The following is a 17538-nucleotide window of genomic DNA, read 5'->3' on the forward strand; positions in this document are numbered from 1 at the left end:
GGCAAGCGAAATGTAAGTCAGCGGAGCACAGGCAGGCCCTGAACGAGTGCCGCGCGTATCCGGAACATGTCGAGTTGGCCGCTCTCGCCGAAATATTCGGGGCGTACGGTATCGGACCGGCTTTCGATCGGGTGGTCGGCGCCGAGGTAAGAATTGCCGGAAGCGCCGATCCGCCTGGGCACACGGACATCATCGAAGTAGATCGCGCCTCGGTCACAGTCCTCCAGCCACGCCTGAGCGAAGACCGACTTCTTCACGACCAAGTGACCAGCATCCGTCAACGCTGTCGCGAGCAGCTGGTCTACGTGCAGCGCGCCGCCGATGAAAAGGCAACTGTCCCATAGGCAGATCAGATCGCGCGCCTTCATCGAACCGGTGACATAGAGCGAGGTGTAGATGTCCATGTTGAGGAAGCTGACCGGGCCGTCGACAGTCAGGTTGCCGTCGACGACGTAGACGGTGTCCTCGTCTTCGCCGGGGCCGTTGCCCAGCACGAGCGGGCCATCGACCACGATGTCGCCGGTGTGTACGTAGAAGCGCTGGGGTTCGTCGCCGAACAGGTCCTCCAGGTACACACTGTCATCGCTCGCCTCGCCGATGTCGTAGCGTTGTATCGCCTGCGCCAACGGCATCGGCTTCCAGTCGCCGGGCATCCCATCGAAAAACATTCTCAGCCAATCCAAATCGGTCGGTCAGTGAAAACCTCTGGCGCGCAATGTACTCCAGAAGCAAGGTCGGCCCTCGGGCGCACTCGCTGGACCGTGTCCAGGCACTTCGCCGTCTCCAAGAGAGTCGCGCCATCATCTCCACGTGTACGAGCCACAGCCGAGAGGAGGCGCCGGACGTTGTGTGCGACGAGCTTGTGCCCGTCGGCAATCACGACCGGTTCACAGCGGCGAGGGCTGCTCCCGGCGAAAGCAGATCGTTCGGAGTCACCGTTGGTGAGGTCGGCGGTACCCTCGGCATCATTTCGGCCCGACGGCCGTCAGCCGCGTCACCCGGTTAGATTTTGTCGCCGGGGATGCTGAGCGGAGCGCATCCAAAGAAGGGTGTTCTCCGCTGCCGAAACCAGGGCGCGATTTGGGGCAAACGCCTCATGCGACCACGGAGGCGGCGGACCGATGATCAGGGCATGACGAAACGAGTTCAGGCATCACGCAGATCACCGGTCATGACCGAATGGACATTCGAATCACCGCCTGTCGAGCGGTTCGATACGTGCACTTCAGATCACGCAGCTGGAGCGCCGGGCGGCGGGCGAGTCGATGCGGTCGACGTAAGCCGGCGTGTCGGGGCGCGGCAGATCCTCCAGGAGCTGTCGTTGTCGATCGAACCGGGCGAGTTGGTCGCCATTGCCGGCGGCAGTGGAGCAGGAAAGAGCACACTGCTGGAGATCCTCGCGGGACTGCGGCCACCGTCTGCCGGGGAGGTTCGGCATGACGGCGTCGTTCGAGGGGCCCGAGCCGGCGCCGATTCCCGTATCGGCTACGTGCCCCAGGAGGACATCATCCACCTCGAGATGCCGCTGCGCCGCACGCTGCGCTACGCGGCGCGGCTGCGGCTGCCCGCGGGCACATCGGCGGCCGAGGCGGACCGGGTGGTCGAAGAGACCATGCGTGATCTCGACCTGGCCGATCGGGCCGAGGTGCCGGTCCGTGCGCTCTCCGGCGGCCAGCGCAAGCGGGCCAGTATCGCCGTGGAGCTACTGACCCGGCCACACCTCTTCTTCCTCGATGAACCCACCTCCGGGCTCGATCCGTCGACCGCGGCCGACGTGATGCGCCTGCTGCGCCGACTCAGCCAACGCGGGGTCACAGTCGTCCTGACGACGCATGAGCCGGCCGGCATCGACCGGTGTGACCGGGTGGCATTCCTGGCACGCGACGGCCACCTGGCCTTCACCGGCAGCCCGGCCGAAGCTCGGCGCTACTTCGGCGTGCAGGATCTCGCCGAGGTGTACGAGCGGCTGGCTCGTGAGCACACCCCTCAGATCTGGGCGAAGCGATTCGCGGACAGCGGTGGGAAGCCGAAAGTGCCTGGCTCGGCTCTACTGCCCGACCCTGCCACCCGTTCGGACGTGAAGCGCACGGGCACGGTCCGGCAATGGTGGCTGCTCACACGACGCAATATCGACGTTCTCCTTCGCAACCGGCTGACCCTGGCGGTCCTGCTCGGGTCGCCGGTGCTGGTCACCGCGATGATGGCGACGCTGTTCAAGCGCGGCGCGTTCGATCCGCGTAGCGAAGCAGCCGACCTCGGCCCGGCCCAGATCGTGTTCTGGATCGCATTCGCGGGCTTCTTCTTCGGCCTTACCTACGGCCTGCTCCAGATCGTCGGGGAGATGGCCGTCTTCCGGCGGGAGCGCCTGGCCGGACTCAGCGTGGGCGCCTACGTGACGTCCAAGATGACAGCGCTGCTTCCGGTGCTGGCTGGAGTGAGCGCGGTGCTCCTCGGTGTGCTGCGAGCGCTCGGTCGGCTCCCCGCCGTTGGATGGGACGTGTCCGCCGTCCTGTTCGTGACGATTGTGATCGAGGCGACCTCGGCACTGGCCCTCGGATTGCTCGCCTCGGCCGCGGTCTCCAACGCCGCGCAGGCCGCCCTCGCCCTGCCGATGCTCTGCTTCCCTCAGGTCCTGTTCGGTGGCGCCATAGTCCCCGTCGACGAGATGGCCTTCCCGGGACGCCTGATGAGTCTCGGCCTAGCCAACCGCCACGCGTTCGAAGCGCTGGGTCGCGACCTGGATCTCGACCGGTACACCGCCACGCTGCCTGCCATGTCCGCCTACGGCGACACCTTCCACGGAGGCACCGGCGCCAGCCTCTTCGCGCTCGCCTCGTTTGCCGTTGGCCTCGTGCTGGCCACGATATGGGTCTTGGACCGGCGGTCCCGGCCCAGCGCATCCGGGCGATGAAGGCACACGCAGTCGGTCCCGCCGGATGTCTGACCAGATGTCGGCGGGACCTGGCGCGCAGCGGATGCTTCAATTTCCCACGGCCGCATTCCCCTGGAATCCCGCCAGACCCCGGTCGATCGCGGCGAGAGTGGCCTGTGTGCGGTTGTTGACGCCGAGCTTGGCGTAGACGCGTTCGACGTGGTTGCGTGCCGTTTTCTCGGCGATGAACAGTTCGGCGGCGATTTCCCGGTTCGATCGGCCCTGCGCGACCAGTCGCAGGATCTCGACCTCGCGGTCGGTCAGCCCGGCCGGCCATGGCGTCCGCCGCGAGACCCGCGGACCGGCCACCGCAAGCACGGCCGCGGCCGACTCGGCGTCGAAGCGTCCGGCTCGCGCCTCCTTTCGCAACCGATCGGCAGCGCCGCGAGGATCGAGCGGCGGCCGGTCGGGACGCGGCTCGAGCAGTCGCTGATAAGCCTCCGCCGCGGCAAGCAGCCGGTCCCGCGCGGTCAACTCCGCGCCGGAGATCCCCCGGGGAAAGCCGGACCCGTCGATCCGTTCCCGGTGCTTCATCGCGATGGGTACCACCGACTCCAAGCCGTTGACTCGGCTCAGTATCCGGCCGGTGAGATCCGGATACATCCGTACCCGTTCCCATTCGGCCGTGGTGAGCGGCCCCTTCTTCTCCCAGATCCGGTTGGACACTCCCATTTTGCCGAGGCCGTGCACTAGCCCGGCACGGTAGAGAAGCGTGATGTCCGACGGCGACATGCCCAGGTGCCGAGCTGCTCCGGCCGCCAGATTCGCGACGCCACGCGAATGCCCCAGAGTGAATGGACATTTGAGATCGGCGAAATCAGCCATGGCCTCGAGCAATTCGTCGCTCTCCTCGACCGTGAGGGTTCGATCACGATCCGGCGCTTGGGCCAACGCTGTGGTCCAGACGTCGATTTCGAGCAACCCGTCCACGATCGCCGCCGCGTCACGATCGAACACCGCCGCAACGGCTGGGCTGAACTGGCTGCCGCGCCGAGAACGGAGAACATGCTTCGCATGCTCGAGCCCACCCGTCCGCAGGTGCACCTCGATGACGTCTGCGACGTGCGCGATGTGGATCTCGACCGGGATATCTTCTCCGCGAGAACCTTTGGGCAACCCCCGGCCGTCCCAGCGTTCGAAGACGTAGGCCAGCGCCTTGCCGACCTGCTCGTCCAAGCCCATCCGATCGGAGAGAACCCCGGCGGAACTGCAATGCGACTGGATCAGTGTCGCGACCTGGCCGCGAGCCGTGACCAGAAAGGCGGTGGCACGGATGCCGCGCTCCCAGCCCGGCAATCCGCGTCCGACATGACTCATCATCAGCCGCAGAAACGGCAGGCCGGTCGTGTCCACCGTGTAGGTGTCTGCCCGGAAGGCGATGTCGTCGCCGAAGAGCGCCGAGAGTTCGTGGGAGTCGGCGTGACAACCGATCCACCCGACCAGATTGGCGTAGTACACGGTCGCCCGCTGTTGCGGGTCGAGCCCCATCCGCTCGGCGATCCGCGTCGCGATCAAGGACGACCGAAGCATGTGTTCCATCGGCTGACCCAGACCGAGGTCGATCGCAAGCGATATCGCGGCCAGCAGTTCGGCCCTGCTCAGACCCTTTCCCGAGCCGGGCAGCGTCCCGTGCGCGTGCATCTTTCCATTGTCCACCCGAACAAACGGCCATCTCGGCGAAAGACGAGACAGCGGCCTGATCTTCGGATTTCAGGCGAGGGCCGATGACGATCCGATTCGGTTACTGCGGCGGGATGGGTATCCCCGTGTGTAGAGCAGCGCGGCGACAGCGGCCAGACCGATGAACCAGACCAGCGCGATCAGCAGTGCTTCGATCTCGTCGAAGTGGTCGGTGAGGGCGGTGTCGAACAGGACGCGGCTGGCGCCGTAACCGGGCATGGCGCGCGCCCACGGCTGGGGTTCGGGACGCAGCATCGGGCTCTGTATCAGGCCGAGGTCGAGGAACGGGATGAGAAAGGCGACGAACACCCCGGCGACCCGCCCGAACAAGGGGCCGATGATGACGCCGATGAGCGCATAGGTCGCGGCCAGCAGCAGATTCGCCGCGGCGTATCCGGCCCAGTTGCGGGCGTCGAAGACGGTCGCCGTGATCGCGAGTGCCGCGGCGGTGACCACGAGTACCGCCACCGCGATCACTCCCAGCCGCGCCGTGAGCAGGACACCGGCGCGGTACCCCGCGAGCCGCAGTCGGCGATCGCCGTCGGCGGTGTCGAGAACGAGGAACAGCCCCGCCAGCGTGGCCAAGGAGCCGATCGCGATCGGCGTCATCGTTCCGGCGTGTACCTCGGGGAACCAGAAGGACATGGTGACGGCTGCGCTGTTCTCTCGCAGGGTCAACACCATCGAACGGGCCGGGGTGGTGATCTTGGCCAGCAGCACGAACACCACTGGCACCACGATCAACAGCACCGCGAAAACCGGGTTCCGGCTCAACTCGACCACACCTAGACGCAAGCCGGTGCGCAGCTGTCCGGCGGCCCGTCGGGTGGGGCGGGCGATGCGCGAACTGGCTACCAGTGCGGCGGCCGCGATCAGTACAGCCGCGGTCACCCAGACCAGTGATGCGCCGAGGTCGCCGAGGCGTCCGGCGTGGCCGGTGGGCAGGCCGACCATCCATCGGGCGACGAAATGGGTGGGGAACCAGCGGCTGATCGGCTCGGTGGTGTCGCCGACCTGGCCGATGAACACGTCGATGATCCACACGAACAAGATCACGACCGCCCCGTTGACCGGGTTGCCGGCGAGGATGCCGACTACTGCGCCGATCGCCAGGTAGATCACCGCGAACATCAATGTCGCGGGGATCACCCGGACCGGGTCATCGATCCCGGCGCGGGCGGCGAGTGCGAGCAGCGACACCGTCGACACGAGCACCGCCAGCGCCAGCCCCGTCGTCGCCCGGGCGCCGACCAGCCCCACCGGGGACAGTCCGGCCAGTACCAGCCGTCGATCGGTCGCCCGCGCGGATCGGACCTGGAAGTACATGGCGACGCCAGCCAGGAACGCCGCCGCCCACCCCGCGGTCGCGGTCTCCACGGCCGGCCGGGATCCGAGACTGCGGCCGAGCAATTCCATTGCCTGGGCGATGCTTCCGGCCGCGACGAGCACGAACACCGCGGGCACGAGTACCAGCACGATCAGGTTGACCGGGTTGCGGAAGTAGTCGCTGACGAAGCACCGGACGAACGGCGCTACCGCCGTCGGCGGTGGCGCCGCGACCGGCGCGGGGGCAGTCATCGCTCGACCGCCCGACCGTCGCGCAGTTCGACGATGCGGTCGAAGCGGTGTTCGTCGGCGACGAAGTGACTGATGATCAGCACAGAGCGGCCGGCGGCGCGGCGGTGTGCGACGAGTTCCCAGAATTTGAGGTAGGTGTCCCAGTCGAATCCGGCATACGGTTCATCCAGCAGCAGCACATCGGGGTCGGCGAGCAACGCCAACGTGAGGTTGAGTTTCGCCAAGGTCCCGCCGGAGAGTCGGTCGGCGCGCGTGCTTGCGTAGCGTTCGAATCCCAGCGCCGCGTAGAGCTCACGCCGCGCACGGTTTTCAGCTTCCCGGGTCATCCGATAGGCCCGGGCGAACAACTCGATGTGCTCATCGCAGGTCAGCCGCTCGTACAGGACCGGTTCCTGCGGGCAGTACCCCAGCCGCCCCGGCCGGGTGACCGAGCCCGCGTCCGGAGACAGGTCGCCGACCAGGATCTTCATCACCGTCGATTTGCCCGACCCGTTCTCCCCGACCAAGCCGACCACTTCACCGGGCAGCAGCCGCACATGGAACCCACGCAATACGGGAACGCGCGGAGAAAAGAACCGGCCGCCGCGGCGATACGCCTTCTCGAGACCCTCGGCCACCAGAAGCGGCGCCGCGTCTCCCGCGGCTGCGGTGACCGGCTTTGCCGCCGTGGCCTCGACCGCGGCGGGCTCAGTGGCCACGGTGTTCTCCGAGGTGACTCACACGCCGCGAAACGCTGGAACGACGAGGATGTGCTGGGCCGGACATGGTGCGTTCCTCACCTTCGCGGGGCGTTCAGGACCGGCCGGAAGCGGGGCCGTGGTCGTGGCGTTTGCTCACCTCGTATGGCTTGTCGCCATTGCCGCCGTGTCCGGAGCCGCCCATCATGAACATCATCATCAGCGGGCACGCCAGCGCCACGAGCAGTACCAGCAGCGTCGACACCGACACGCCCGAAAGGGCGAGACCGGCGACCAACACGGCCAACGCGAGCACATACCACGGAAGATAGCGGGTGTTCATCGCATTCCCTTCTCTCGCAGTCACCTCGAGTCTGCGCTCGTACATCGGTGCCGGGCATGGGAGAAGGTCGCCTCGAGCGGCGCCGAAGGACCCATATCCGACCACCGGAGGTCCCTACCCGCATGGGGTATTGGGACGGCACGTCGATGACACGGCACGATCGCCGCTGCGGGCCGGTCAGCGCGTCAGGATCGTGGCGAGGTCGCCGGTGCGGATGCCGACCCCCGAACCAGCGCCTGCCCGCGACGGCACCGATGAAATCGCTCCCGAGAACAAGCGCTGACAATGCCACGCCGAGGTAGCGACGCCGACCCTATGATGACGGTGTGACGCAGCACCACCAGTCATCGCGGGCACCCCGGTCGGTCCGGATGCTCGCCCTGCTGGTGCTGATCTTCGGGATCACCGCCATGCATACCGGCGGGTTCCACATCCGTTCCGACGCTCACCACGCCGGCTCCTCTCCTGCGTCCGTCACAGCCGGACCGAACCTCCACCACGAGGTCGCCATCGCGGGCGGCTATCACGATCTCGGCCATGAAGCGATGCACGACTGTGTGTTCATCCTGTCCACCCTGACGCTGGCGATCGGCCTGGTTCTGCTGTACCGAGCGGGCTACCTCTCCCCCGGCATCGGGCCGGCACCGAGAGCGGCGTCCTGGCGCGTGCACCGCGAACGACCACCCCCCTGGGCCGTCCCTTCCCTGGCCGAACTATCGATTCTGAGGATCTGATACGCCTACCGCTTCCGCGATGCCCCGGAAGCGGCAGGCCCCTGCTGACGGAACGCGGCGCCGTGTTCACCGCCGCCTATCCGGGCAGGGACAGCCGGAACGGTTCGATGCACTCCATGGCATCCGCCCGATCTGGCTGCACCAGATCACGGGCCTCCGCCCTGACACCACGGCGGAACCCCAATCGTCACCCCAGGAAGAAAACCCATGTCATCCAGTCAGTTCCCCCACCCGCCGTCGATGAGTCGCCGCGGCTTCCTCGCTCTCGGCACCGGCGTCACCGCAGCCGCCGTTCTCGCCGCCTGCTCTCGGGACTCCACCGCATCACGCGCACTCGTCGAACCAGACTCCGAAGCAGTCCGCGCAGCCGAGAACACGCGCCGGGCGACGGGTGCCGCCGTCAGGGAGGTGAGGTTGCGTGCCGAGCAGGCCACCGTCGACCTCGGCGGCGTGCAGGTCCAAACCTGGGCCTATGACGGCAAACTGCCCGGCCAGGAAATCCGCATCACCAAGGGAGACGTACTGCGGGCCGAACTCACCAATGCATTGCCCGTACCGTCGACGGTCCATTGGCACGGGATCGCGCTGCGCAACGACATGGACGGCGCACCCGAGGTGACACAACCGCAGATCCCGCCGGGCGGCACTTTCGGCTACGAATTCACCGCACCGGAACCCGGCACGTACTTCTTCCACCCGCACGTCGGAGTTCAACTCGATCACGGCCTGTACGCGCCCCTGATCGTCGAGGATCCCGCCGATGGCAAAGACTACGACCTGGAAGCCGTCGTGGTGCTCGACGACTGGCTCGACGGCGTCAACGGCCGCGACCCGGACAAGGAACTGGATCGACTGCGCGCCAAAGGCATGTCGGGCATGAGCATGGGCGGCATGAACCACGGCGGCATGGACATGGGCGGTTCTTCCACGATGGCGATGCCGACCGACCCCAACGCGCCGCTCGGCTCCGACACCGGAGACGTGACCGACTATCCGTACTATCTGATCAACGGCCGCATCGGCACCGATCCGGCCACGATCACCGCTCGTCCCGGCCAGCGAATCCGGCTGCGAATCATCAACGCCGCCTCCGACACCGCGTTTCGCGTCGCCGTCGGCGGCCACCAACTGCGCGTCACGCACAGCGACGGCTTCCCCGTGCAGCCGGTCACCGCCTCCAGCCTGCTCATCAGCATGGGCGAACGGTACGACGCCGTCGTCGAACTGGCCGACGGAGTGTTCCCTCTGGTCGCTTCCGCCGAAGGCAAGGCAGGCCAAGGCTTCGCCCTCCTGCGCACCGGCGCAGGCGCACCACCGCCCCCGGAAATCCGCCCGGCCGAACTGTCGGCGCCACCACTCACCGCCGACCGGCTGGTGTCCACCGAATCCGTACGGCTGCCCCACCGCAAGCCAGACAAGACACTCGACCTCACCCTCGATAACGATGCGGCCAAATACCTCTGGATGATCAACGGCAAAGCTTTTCCCGAGCACGCCATGCTCGATGTAACCGAAGGACAACGGGTTCGGCTGCGGTTCATCAACCGGACAATGATGTTCCACCCCATGCACCTGCACGGTCACACCTTCCAGGTCGTCACCGCCGCGGGCACCGGCCCCCGCAAGGACACCTCCATCGTGCCGTCGATGCAGACCGTCGAAGTCGACTTCGACGCCGATAACCCTGGACAGTGGATGGTCCATTGTCACAACGCCTACCACGGTGAAGCCGGAATGATGAGCATCATTTCCTACATGCGGTGACGACTCCGAGGCGTTGTGCGTGATCGGTCGGGCACCGAACTCGAATGCGGTCACCGGTATCCGGTTGCGAACCTCGTTCGGGGCGAGGACGAAGGCTGGTCCGTAGCAGAACTCGTACCCCGCGATGACGTCGCAGTGGTCGCCGGTCGCCCTGGCGAGCCAGGGATAAGCGTCCCTCCATTCGGCAGTGCCCTTCTCAGCTTCAGCGCGGCCTTCGGCGACGGCGCTGAGCGTGAGGTAGTCGTATCCGTACAAGTCCGCCACCCGGCGGAGCCCACCCAGGAGTGGCGCGGAGTCGTTCTCGGCGAAGAACACGGTGTGAATCAGTTCGGGTTTCTCGCGCATCTCTTCGAGCAGCGAAGGCTCGATCTTCGCCAGTTCCAACCACATGGACACGGTCGGTTACTTCCTATCCAGATGTTCGATCGGCCCCTGACGGTCAGTCCGCCGCGCCCGCCATGAGTAGCTGGTGTAGCGCGCCGTCCACATCCTCGCGCTCGCCGAAGAGCCGCACCAGCAGTGCGCGCTCCGCCGCACCGTGCTCCGCGGCCAGCACCAGTTCCGTTGCGGCATCCCGCATTTCGACGCCGGATTCGTCGGCGAGCGACGCCACGATGTCGGCTGCGCTCTCCGTGGTCCATACCCCGGGAATCGCGGCCGCGACCTCGCTCGCGGGCGGGGCGGCGCCGCGATACCAGTGGGCGCCCTCCCACCAGTAGCAGAAGGAGAGCAACCCGGACCCGGCGCGCGGGTTGAGCAGCGGGTTCGCCACCCACCCCGGCGCGCCCGCGTAGAGATCCGGCATGGGAGCGCCTGCGTTGTAGACCGCGTCCAGCACCGGGTCGTTCCATACTCCGCCGGAGAGCACCGCACGGTCGCCAGGGACCAGCCATAGCGAGGAACCGCTGCGTTCGGCTCCCTCGAACATGCCGAGCGCGGGCAGCACCCTCGGCCCCCACGGAGATCCGGCCGCCACGAACGCCGCGGCGATCGCCGCCCAGCGCATCGCCAGCAACGGCAGCGCCGGCAATGTCGTCTCGATTTCCGGGGTGCGCGTGGTGGTCCTGGCCAGTGCCCCCGCCTGCTCGGTGGGCCGAGACTGCCGGTTCTCGTGACCGACATAGGCTGCCAGCCAGACCGGGAGCCGCGCCCGCGGAAACGCCTCCAGGTCGGCCCGATACACCTCCGGCGGGAAGAGGTGGTCGTCCGGGAAGGGCTCGGCGCCGAAGTCGTGCTCGGCACCGATCTCGCCGGACGCCGACGCCGTCACCAGGTAACGCCACCACGGGCCACCGGGCATGGCGGCCGATGCCTCGCGGTGTCGACGGACCAGTGCCAGCACCTCCTCGGAGGGCAGCACCTGGGCCGGGTGGCCTTGCTCGTCGGTGAAGAAAACCGACGCCAGCTCCGATACGGCGGTCAGCGCGAACACCGCCTGCATCTCGTGCCAGCCCGGCGGGGCGAGCGCGATCAATTCCGCGGCGATCCGGCGGCTCGCCGCGTCGGCGAGCGGTGACTCGGAATCGATGGGAAGCGAATCCTCTGCTGCGGTCACGAAAGCGGCACCTCCTCGATCGGGTCCGCAGGCTACCACTCGGGAGCGAACGGCGCCGGAGCGGCGAATTCGTTTGCCCGTCATTGCGAATTCAACTGTCTGCGTTGTAATCCCACGACATCGAACGCCGAGAGGAGAGCTGCGGTGAGCAATCCGGCGGGGCGGTACGGAGCCGCCGCGGTGCAGCGATGACCATTCACATGCCCGAGGGGTTGCAGTGGCTGGCCTGGGTGGCCGGAACCACCTGGCCAGAGGGCGACGAGGACGTCGCATGGGCGGTGTCGGAGGCATGGAAGACGGCGAGCGCGGAGCTGACGGCCCTGCTCGCCGATATCGATGCGGCCAAACAGGCCACCGTCGACGCCTATCCGCAGGGCGAGGGCGGCACCGCGATGGGCGCCCGCTACGACACGCTGCGTACCGGTGACCATTCCATCGAGGCGCTGGCGACCTTCATGAGCACCGTCGGCGACAGCACCTTCGACATGGGCACCGAGGTCCAGGCCACCAAGATCACCGTCATCGTGACGCTGGCCTGGCTGGCGCTGGAGATCCTGTGGGCCTGGCTCTTTCCGCCCACCGCGCCCGCGGTGGAGGCGGCCGCGATCACCACCACGCGCTCCTTCCTCAAGGTGTTCGAGGACTTCGTGCAGAAGGCGATCACCAATCTCGCTGCACGCCTGGGTGCTTCGACCGCCAAGCGCCACTTCTGGACCCAGGCCGCTCGGCTGCGGCCGGTCTTTCCCACCGCGAAGGGCTGGGGCGTCTACGGCGTGCGGGCCATGGAGGCGACCGCTATCACCGCGACCATCAACGGCTCGGTGCAGGTCGGCCAGCTCGCGGCGGGCAAACGACGGCACTTCAACGGCAAGGAGTTCGGGCTGTCCATCCTCGCCGGTGTCGCGGGCGTGGTGCCCGGGCGCGAATTCGGGCGCTATCTCGGGCACGGTATCGACAGGGTTGCGGGCAAGCAGTTGAACAACATTCCGGGCCGGGTCGGTCGTGGCGCGGTGATCGGTGGCGCCTCCGGTGCGGTCGGCACCGCCTTCGGCAACCTGGCCGTGGGCGCGGCGACCGGAGACTTCTCGTCTTTCGCCTCCGCGCCGGGCTGGGTCGGCGGTGTCGCGCGGGGTGCGATGGTGGGCGGTGCGCGTGGCGGTTTCGCCATCGGCAAGCCGATTCCGCCGGGGCACGGCGACATTCGCTCCTATGTCTGGATGCCGAAACCGAATTCCGGCAATCCGGCGCCCCGGCCGCCGGTGAGCGACGGTTCGTCCAGCGGGTCGAGTTCCCGGCCGTCCGGCCGTTCCGATGCGAGCGTGTCGTCCTCGGTTCAGCCGGTGCACTCCACCGTCGCGGGCTCGTCGAGCCGGCCGCCGTCCTCGCACAGCAGCGTCTCCGGTAACAGCGTCTACCACGATGCCGCGAGCTCGTTCTCCAGCGGCGGGAGCAGTTCGAGCAGTAGCTCGGGCAACAGCGTTTACCACGACGCCCGTACCAATCAACCCCCGACCTCGTGGTCGTCCTCGGTCGACGGCGGCTGGACCCCGCCGCCTCCGTCCGCCTCGGGATCCTCGCACGCCGCTCCCCCGGCGCCGATCGGGTCGTCCTCCTCCTCGAGCAGTGGGCATTCCGGCTCCGGCGGTGCGCAGCCACGCCCGCTCCCGCCGTCTGGTGCTCCGGTGACCGGCGCGAATGGCGGGAGCGGCAACGGAAACCCGATCGCCACCCACCACAGCGAACCGTTCCTCGGCGAGGGCAAGGACGTGCGCGGCAAGACGAGGCCGAAGCAGTGGCCGTGGGTGGAACCGCTGCCCGGCCCGTATTCACCACCGTCGTCGAGTGGCTCCTCCTGGCAGCAGTGGTTGCCTGCCCCTGGCGCCGCGCCCGCGGCGGGTGCGCCACTCGAGAACGCCGGCGAGCAGGTCGACGTCCCGTTCACCCCGTAATCCGACGACACAGAAGGGAGTGCCATGGCCGCGGACCGGTTGGAAGTCGATCCCCAGAAGCTGCGCCACGCCTCGGATCTGACCCGGGAGCTGTCGAACGCCGCCAAGGGGGTCGCCGAGAAGCTGCGCAACACCCTCAGCGGTATCGAGTCCGACGGCACCGTCATGCCGTGGGGTGATGACAAGCGCGGCCACAAGTTCTTCGACGGTGACAAGGGCTACAAGGCGGCGCGGGACAACCTGATCGAGGGCGCCATCGGCGCCGCGACCACGTTGGGCGACATGGCGACCGGTCAGCGTGATGCCGCGGATGCCCTGGCCGCTACCGACGCCGGCAACGCAGGCCAGTTCGGGAGGCCCACGCCGTGACCGGGCAGCCCGCCGTCAACGAACGCTTGCGCGCCGACATGGCGACGCTGTTGGAGGGTCTCGGCGAGCAGTTCCGCGGCATCGCCGAACTGCAGCAGCGCCGTTCGCGGCTCACCGAGACGGTGAGCGTGTGCGATCAGCGCATCGAGGTCACGGTGAACGCCGACGGCATCCTGATCGACACCAAGTTCGCCGACGACGTCCTGGATCTGACCCTCGAGGAAATCGCGGAGAACGTCACCGCGGCGGTGCAGGCCGCCGCGGCGAAGGTGGCCGAGCGCAGCCGGGAGCTCATGCGCCCGCTGCTGGAACGCAAGAACGCCCTGCCGAAGCTCTCCGAGATCATCGAGGGCGCACCGGATTTGGGGTCGCTCATGCCGACGGCGCCCCCGCCGCCGCTGAGTCCGCCGGACCCGAACCGCTGGCCCGACGACGATTCCGGCGCCCGTGCGCCCCGGTCCGTGGTGGCCGACAACGACGACTGACGCGGCGCACGCGGTGCGCCCGTACGACAAGAAGGGTGAACGGGGATGGCTCTCGAACCGGGCACGTGGTCGGGCCTGAGGAATCAGGCGCAGGCCGGGTATCTGAAGTTCGACACGTCCGACGCGCTGGCCGCCGCTCGCGCGTGCGCCGATCTGGTCGACGACCTGCTCGGTATGGCCGCGACCGTGACGAATCTGCGTCTCGACGATTTCGCACCGATCGGCACCCTCACTTCCGGCACCCAGCTGGCGATGGCGTTCACCGCCAAGGGAAACCGGCTGCGAACCATCCTCCAAGATCACGCCGACATCGTCACGGACATGGGCGAGACCTACATCGCGGCGGGCAAGGCGTACGCGAACGCCGAGGGTGAGTCCGAGGGCGACTTCGAGGCGCTCGACGACCTGAAGATGCCGACCGTGGCAGGCCCCTACACCCCCGGCGCACGCAAGCCGGGCGGGCCGGACGCGGAATTCGACAGGGCGAACGGCGGATTCGCGTGGATCGGCAAGGACGGCAAGCCGCACGTCCAGAACGCGAACGCAGAGAGTTTTCCCGCCTCGCTGAAGGACTACCAGGGCGAGAAGGATCCGGGCGTCACCGCCAACATCGAGAACAAGGACAGCCTCGCTTTCAGCGAATTATACGAGCTGGGACGCGATCTCGACCCGGCTCCGGTGCTGGCCGCCGCTGGCACCTGGCACAGCATGGCCAACGACCTGCTCGGCAAGCTCAACACCTTCGTGAACGCCATCAACACCGGCACCGAGGCATGGGAGGGACAGGGCGCGACCGCGGCGGCCGCGGCGATCACGAACTACTCCGAGGGCGTGCAACCGCTGGTCACCTCGATGATCGCGATGAGCCAGAACCTGGACTACAGCGCGCAGTGGCTGCACCTGACCAAGCTCAGCATGCCCTCCAGCCCCGATCCCGGTGACTGCTGCCCGGGCCGGGTGACCCGCCGGTACCGCAACGAGTGGCAGAAGCACTACGGCGAGGGCATGAAGAACACCGTCTCGGCGATGCCCGTGGTGAACGGTCCGATCGCCGAGCCGGCGCCGCAGGGTGGTCAGGGCCGGAACCAGCCCGGGAACGACCAGCAGGGCAACGGTCAGTACGGCAACGGCAACGGCCAGAACGGGGACAACCAGGACGGCTACTGGAACCCGCAGCCGGACCCGAGGTACCAGCTGGACTACGGGCAGGCCGACCCGGCGAGCCAGTCCGGTTACGACACAGCGGGTTCCGGCACAACCCCGCGCCCTGACAGCGCCGGATCGCACGGCGCCGGATCGGGCGGGGGCGCCCCGCTGCCCAACAGTGCCAAGGGCGGTGGCGGCGCCGGTTCCGGGTCGCAGGGGCAGCTCCCGCCTGGCTACGAAGCCGCGCGCAGGGAGGCCGAGTCCGCCGCGGCCGGAGCCGGTGGTGCGGCGACCCCGGTCGGCTCGTCCGGCGATGGTTCGCCGGCCGGCGGCGGGACGCAGTCGCGCCCGTCGAGTTCGGGGAATCCGTTCCCGCGCAGTAGCCTTGCCGGCGAGTCGTCATCCGACTCGCCCTCCGGAGGCAGCGGCACCAGCGTCCCGTCGCTCGGGTCGGCTCCGCTGCCCAACGGCGCGAAGGGCAGGTCGTCCGGCAGCGGCGGAACGGGCAGTGGGTCATCGGGAGCGAGTGCGGGTATATCCGGCGCGAGCGGGCTGGAGGACGCGCTCGCCAAGGCCACCGGCGCCGATCCGGCCCAGGTGCGTTCGATGCTCGGCGATCTGCCGAAGCTGCTGAACGAGGACACCCTGTCCAAGAAGACCGGCCTCTCCCCGGAACAGGTGCGCTCGGTGCTGAAGAACATCCCGGAGGCGGCCGATGTCGGCGAACTGGCGAAGCTCACCGGTCTCGACCCGGCGCAGGTGCGGTCGGTGCTGAACAACCTGCCGAACGCGCTGGACGAGAAGGCGCTGGCGACCGCGACCGGCACGAGTGACCACTCGCCCTCGCGTGCCGGCTTGCCGGGCCAGTCGTCCTCCCTGGCCGGGCTGCCCGGTCAGACGACGGGCGCCGACGACGGCCAAGCGTCGTTCGCCCAGGCGGGCAAGGACTTCCTCGGCCAGATCGGTAAGGCGCTCACCCAGGGGCTGGATTCGCTCGGTCAGCTCGGTGCCACCCTGCCCGGCGCGGACCAGTTGCACGGGATGCTGCGCCGGTTCGACCCGGCCGCGCTCACCGCCGCCGTGGGCGATCTGCCGGTCGATCCGGCGTCCGGCGCGGGCGCCAATGGCGCCGGTGGTGTGGACAGTCCAGCTGGTCTGTCCGAGCACCCGTACCAGCAGGCCCGTGCCGGGCAAGCGTTTCCGCGCGCGTCGCTGCCCGGCGCCGAACACCCGCTGTACCCGGCCGCAGCGGCGGCGGCCCAAGGCGCGCCCGGGACGGGCGGTGCCCCGATGATGGGTCCGGCCGGTGCCGGGGCGGGCGGCGGTGCGCAGGGCAATACCGCGCAAAAGCCGGCCAAGTACCTGAAGTCCAAATCGCATCTGGACGACGCCATCGGCGCCGTGCCGAACCGAGTGAAGCCGGTGATCGACTCGTGAACCGAACCTGGGAGTTCACCGACCTGGAGTTCAACCTGCTGTGCGAAGAGGTGCGGCAGGGCGAACTGCCCGCCCCGTTCGTCTTCACCAGCCGCACCCGGCTGGCGGACGACTACGAGCGGGAGAAGTTCGAGGTCCAGCAGCAGTTGCGCGAGCGGTTCGACCACGAACTGGACGCCATGGCGGGCGCCATCGCCCGACCTGACATCTTCATCGTGGCGCACGCCTGGGACGACCAGGATTTCGACAACCCGCAAGCGCGCACTCGGGTGCATGCCGTCCGGCAACGCACCCGCGGGTACATCATCACCCAGCGCCCCGGCGAAACCCTCATGCACGCAGGTGGTTTCGACGCTGTCGAATGCGATCCGCGCGCCCTGGCCGATACCGTGCTCGGGCTGCTGCCCAAATGCAACGCAGGCACTCTGGACGACATCCAGCTCGCCCTGCCGACCTCGGAACCCCCGGTCGTCAACCAAGGCCCGTCCTCCGGCGTCATGGACAACGACGACACAGACGACGACACGATCCGCAGCGACGTCTTCTTCGCGACCCCCGCGGTGAGCACCGGCATCGTCAAGGTGCTGCAGGGCCGTTCCAAGTACGGCCCGCGCGGCCGGATCGAAACCGGCATGCTCTGGCGCGACCTCCCCGACGACGGCCGCTACGTCATGCCGCTGGACCACCCGGCCCCGGTCGCCACCGCGATGAGCAGTGACGGCCTCACCGAGTGGGTGAACGAACAGATCGACCACATTCTGGCGCGCATGGAATCGCATATGGAGACGGAGGACTGACGCCGCTCGATCGTGCCCCGCGCCGGGGCTGTGCGGGATCTCGTGGAACTCGGCCATCTGGCCGTCGGTTCTGTTCCGGGCCCCGGCAGTCG

The 17538-nt window shown here is 68.1% G+C and carries 14 protein-coding genes; 8 read left to right on the forward strand and 6 right to left on the reverse strand.

What is annotated here, in order from left to right:
• Positions 1-17: 17 nt before the first annotated feature.
• Complete coding sequence (locus NX1_RS04175; protein WP_157119519.1) at positions 18-668, reverse strand: hypothetical protein; 651 nt, start codon at positions 666-668, stop codon at positions 18-20.
• Between the two features lie 428 nt (positions 669-1096).
• Here NX1_RS04175 and NX1_RS04180 point away from each other — a divergent pair, with 428 nt between their 5' ends.
• Positions 1097-2911, forward strand: a complete 1815-nt coding sequence (locus NX1_RS04180; protein WP_068053849.1) for an ABC transporter ATP-binding protein/permease — start codon at positions 1097-1099, stop codon at positions 2909-2911.
• Positions 2912-2980: 69 nt separating this feature from the next.
• On the opposite strand, the gene NX1_RS04185 is transcribed toward NX1_RS04180, so the two are convergent.
• The 4 genes from NX1_RS04185 to NX1_RS04200 form a co-directional block, all read right to left on the reverse strand.
• The gene (locus tag NX1_RS04185; protein ID WP_068053852.1) at positions 2981-4573 is read right to left on the reverse strand and encodes an HD domain-containing phosphohydrolase; all 1593 of its coding nucleotides are present in this window, start codon (positions 4571-4573) and stop codon (positions 2981-2983) included.
• A 69-nt stretch (positions 4574-4642) separates the two neighbouring features.
• Positions 4643-6190, reverse strand: coding sequence for an ABC transporter permease (locus tag NX1_RS04190; RefSeq protein ID WP_068053856.1), 1548 nt, complete (start codon positions 6188-6190; stop codon positions 4643-4645).
• Positions 6187-6810, reverse strand: coding sequence for an ATP-binding cassette domain-containing protein (locus NX1_RS04195; protein ID WP_373864862.1), 624 nt, complete (start codon positions 6808-6810; stop codon positions 6187-6189). The genes NX1_RS04190 and NX1_RS04195 overlap by 4 nt, the downstream gene beginning before the upstream one ends.
• A gap of 172 nt (positions 6811-6982) precedes the next feature.
• Positions 6983-7210 (reverse strand): DUF2933 domain-containing protein, encoded by a 228-nt coding sequence (locus NX1_RS04200; RefSeq protein ID WP_068053859.1) that lies wholly within the window; start codon positions 7208-7210, stop codon positions 6983-6985.
• Positions 7211-7581: 371 nt separating this feature from the next.
• On the opposite strand from NX1_RS04200, the gene NX1_RS04205 reads away from it, so the two are divergent.
• Together NX1_RS04205 and NX1_RS04210 are read left to right on the forward strand one after the other, a co-directional pair.
• On the forward strand, positions 7582-7944 hold the full coding sequence (locus tag NX1_RS04205) for a DUF6153 family protein (RefSeq protein ID WP_068053862.1): 363 nt from the start codon (positions 7582-7584) through the stop codon (positions 7942-7944).
• Positions 7945-8151: 207 nt separating this feature from the next.
• Positions 8152-9708, forward strand: coding sequence for a multicopper oxidase family protein (locus NX1_RS04210; protein WP_068053865.1), 1557 nt, complete (start codon positions 8152-8154; stop codon positions 9706-9708).
• A 439-nt stretch (positions 9709-10147) separates the two neighbouring features.
• On the opposite strand, the gene NX1_RS04215 is transcribed toward NX1_RS04210, so the two are convergent.
• Positions 10148-11263, reverse strand: coding sequence for a hypothetical protein (locus NX1_RS04215; RefSeq protein ID WP_068053868.1), 1116 nt, complete (start codon positions 11261-11263; stop codon positions 10148-10150).
• Positions 11264-11451: 188 nt separating this feature from the next.
• Here NX1_RS04215 and NX1_RS04220 point away from each other — a divergent pair, with 188 nt between their 5' ends.
• From NX1_RS04220 to NX1_RS04240, 5 genes are read left to right on the forward strand one after another with little or no spacing between them, the layout of a single operon-like run.
• Positions 11452-13212: a WXG100-like domain-containing protein gene (locus tag NX1_RS04220; RefSeq protein WP_068053870.1), complete on the forward strand. Its 1761-nt coding sequence runs from the start codon at positions 11452-11454 to the stop codon at positions 13210-13212.
• Positions 13213-13236: 24 nt separating this feature from the next.
• Positions 13237-13581 (forward strand): hypothetical protein, encoded by a 345-nt coding sequence (locus tag NX1_RS04225; protein ID WP_068053872.1) that lies wholly within the window; start codon positions 13237-13239, stop codon positions 13579-13581.
• Entirely contained in the window at positions 13578-14066 is a 489-nt protein-coding gene (locus NX1_RS04230) for a YbaB/EbfC family nucleoid-associated protein (protein ID WP_068053875.1), read from the forward strand. Before NX1_RS04225 ends, NX1_RS04230 begins: the two co-directional genes overlap by 4 nt.
• Before the next feature lie 45 nt (positions 14067-14111).
• Complete coding sequence (locus NX1_RS04235) at positions 14112-16649, forward strand: hypothetical protein (RefSeq protein WP_068053878.1); 2538 nt, start codon at positions 14112-14114, stop codon at positions 16647-16649.
• Positions 16646-17446 (forward strand): ESX secretion-associated protein EspG, encoded by an 801-nt coding sequence (locus NX1_RS04240; protein ID WP_068053881.1) that lies wholly within the window; start codon positions 16646-16648, stop codon positions 17444-17446. The genes NX1_RS04235 and NX1_RS04240 overlap by 4 nt, the downstream gene beginning before the upstream one ends.
• Positions 17447-17538: the final 92 nt, after the last annotated feature.

It is taken from the genome of Nocardia xishanensis NBRC 101358 (assembly GCF_001613365.1).
Lineage (GTDB): Bacteria > Actinomycetota > Actinomycetes > Mycobacteriales > Mycobacteriaceae > Nocardia > Nocardia xishanensis.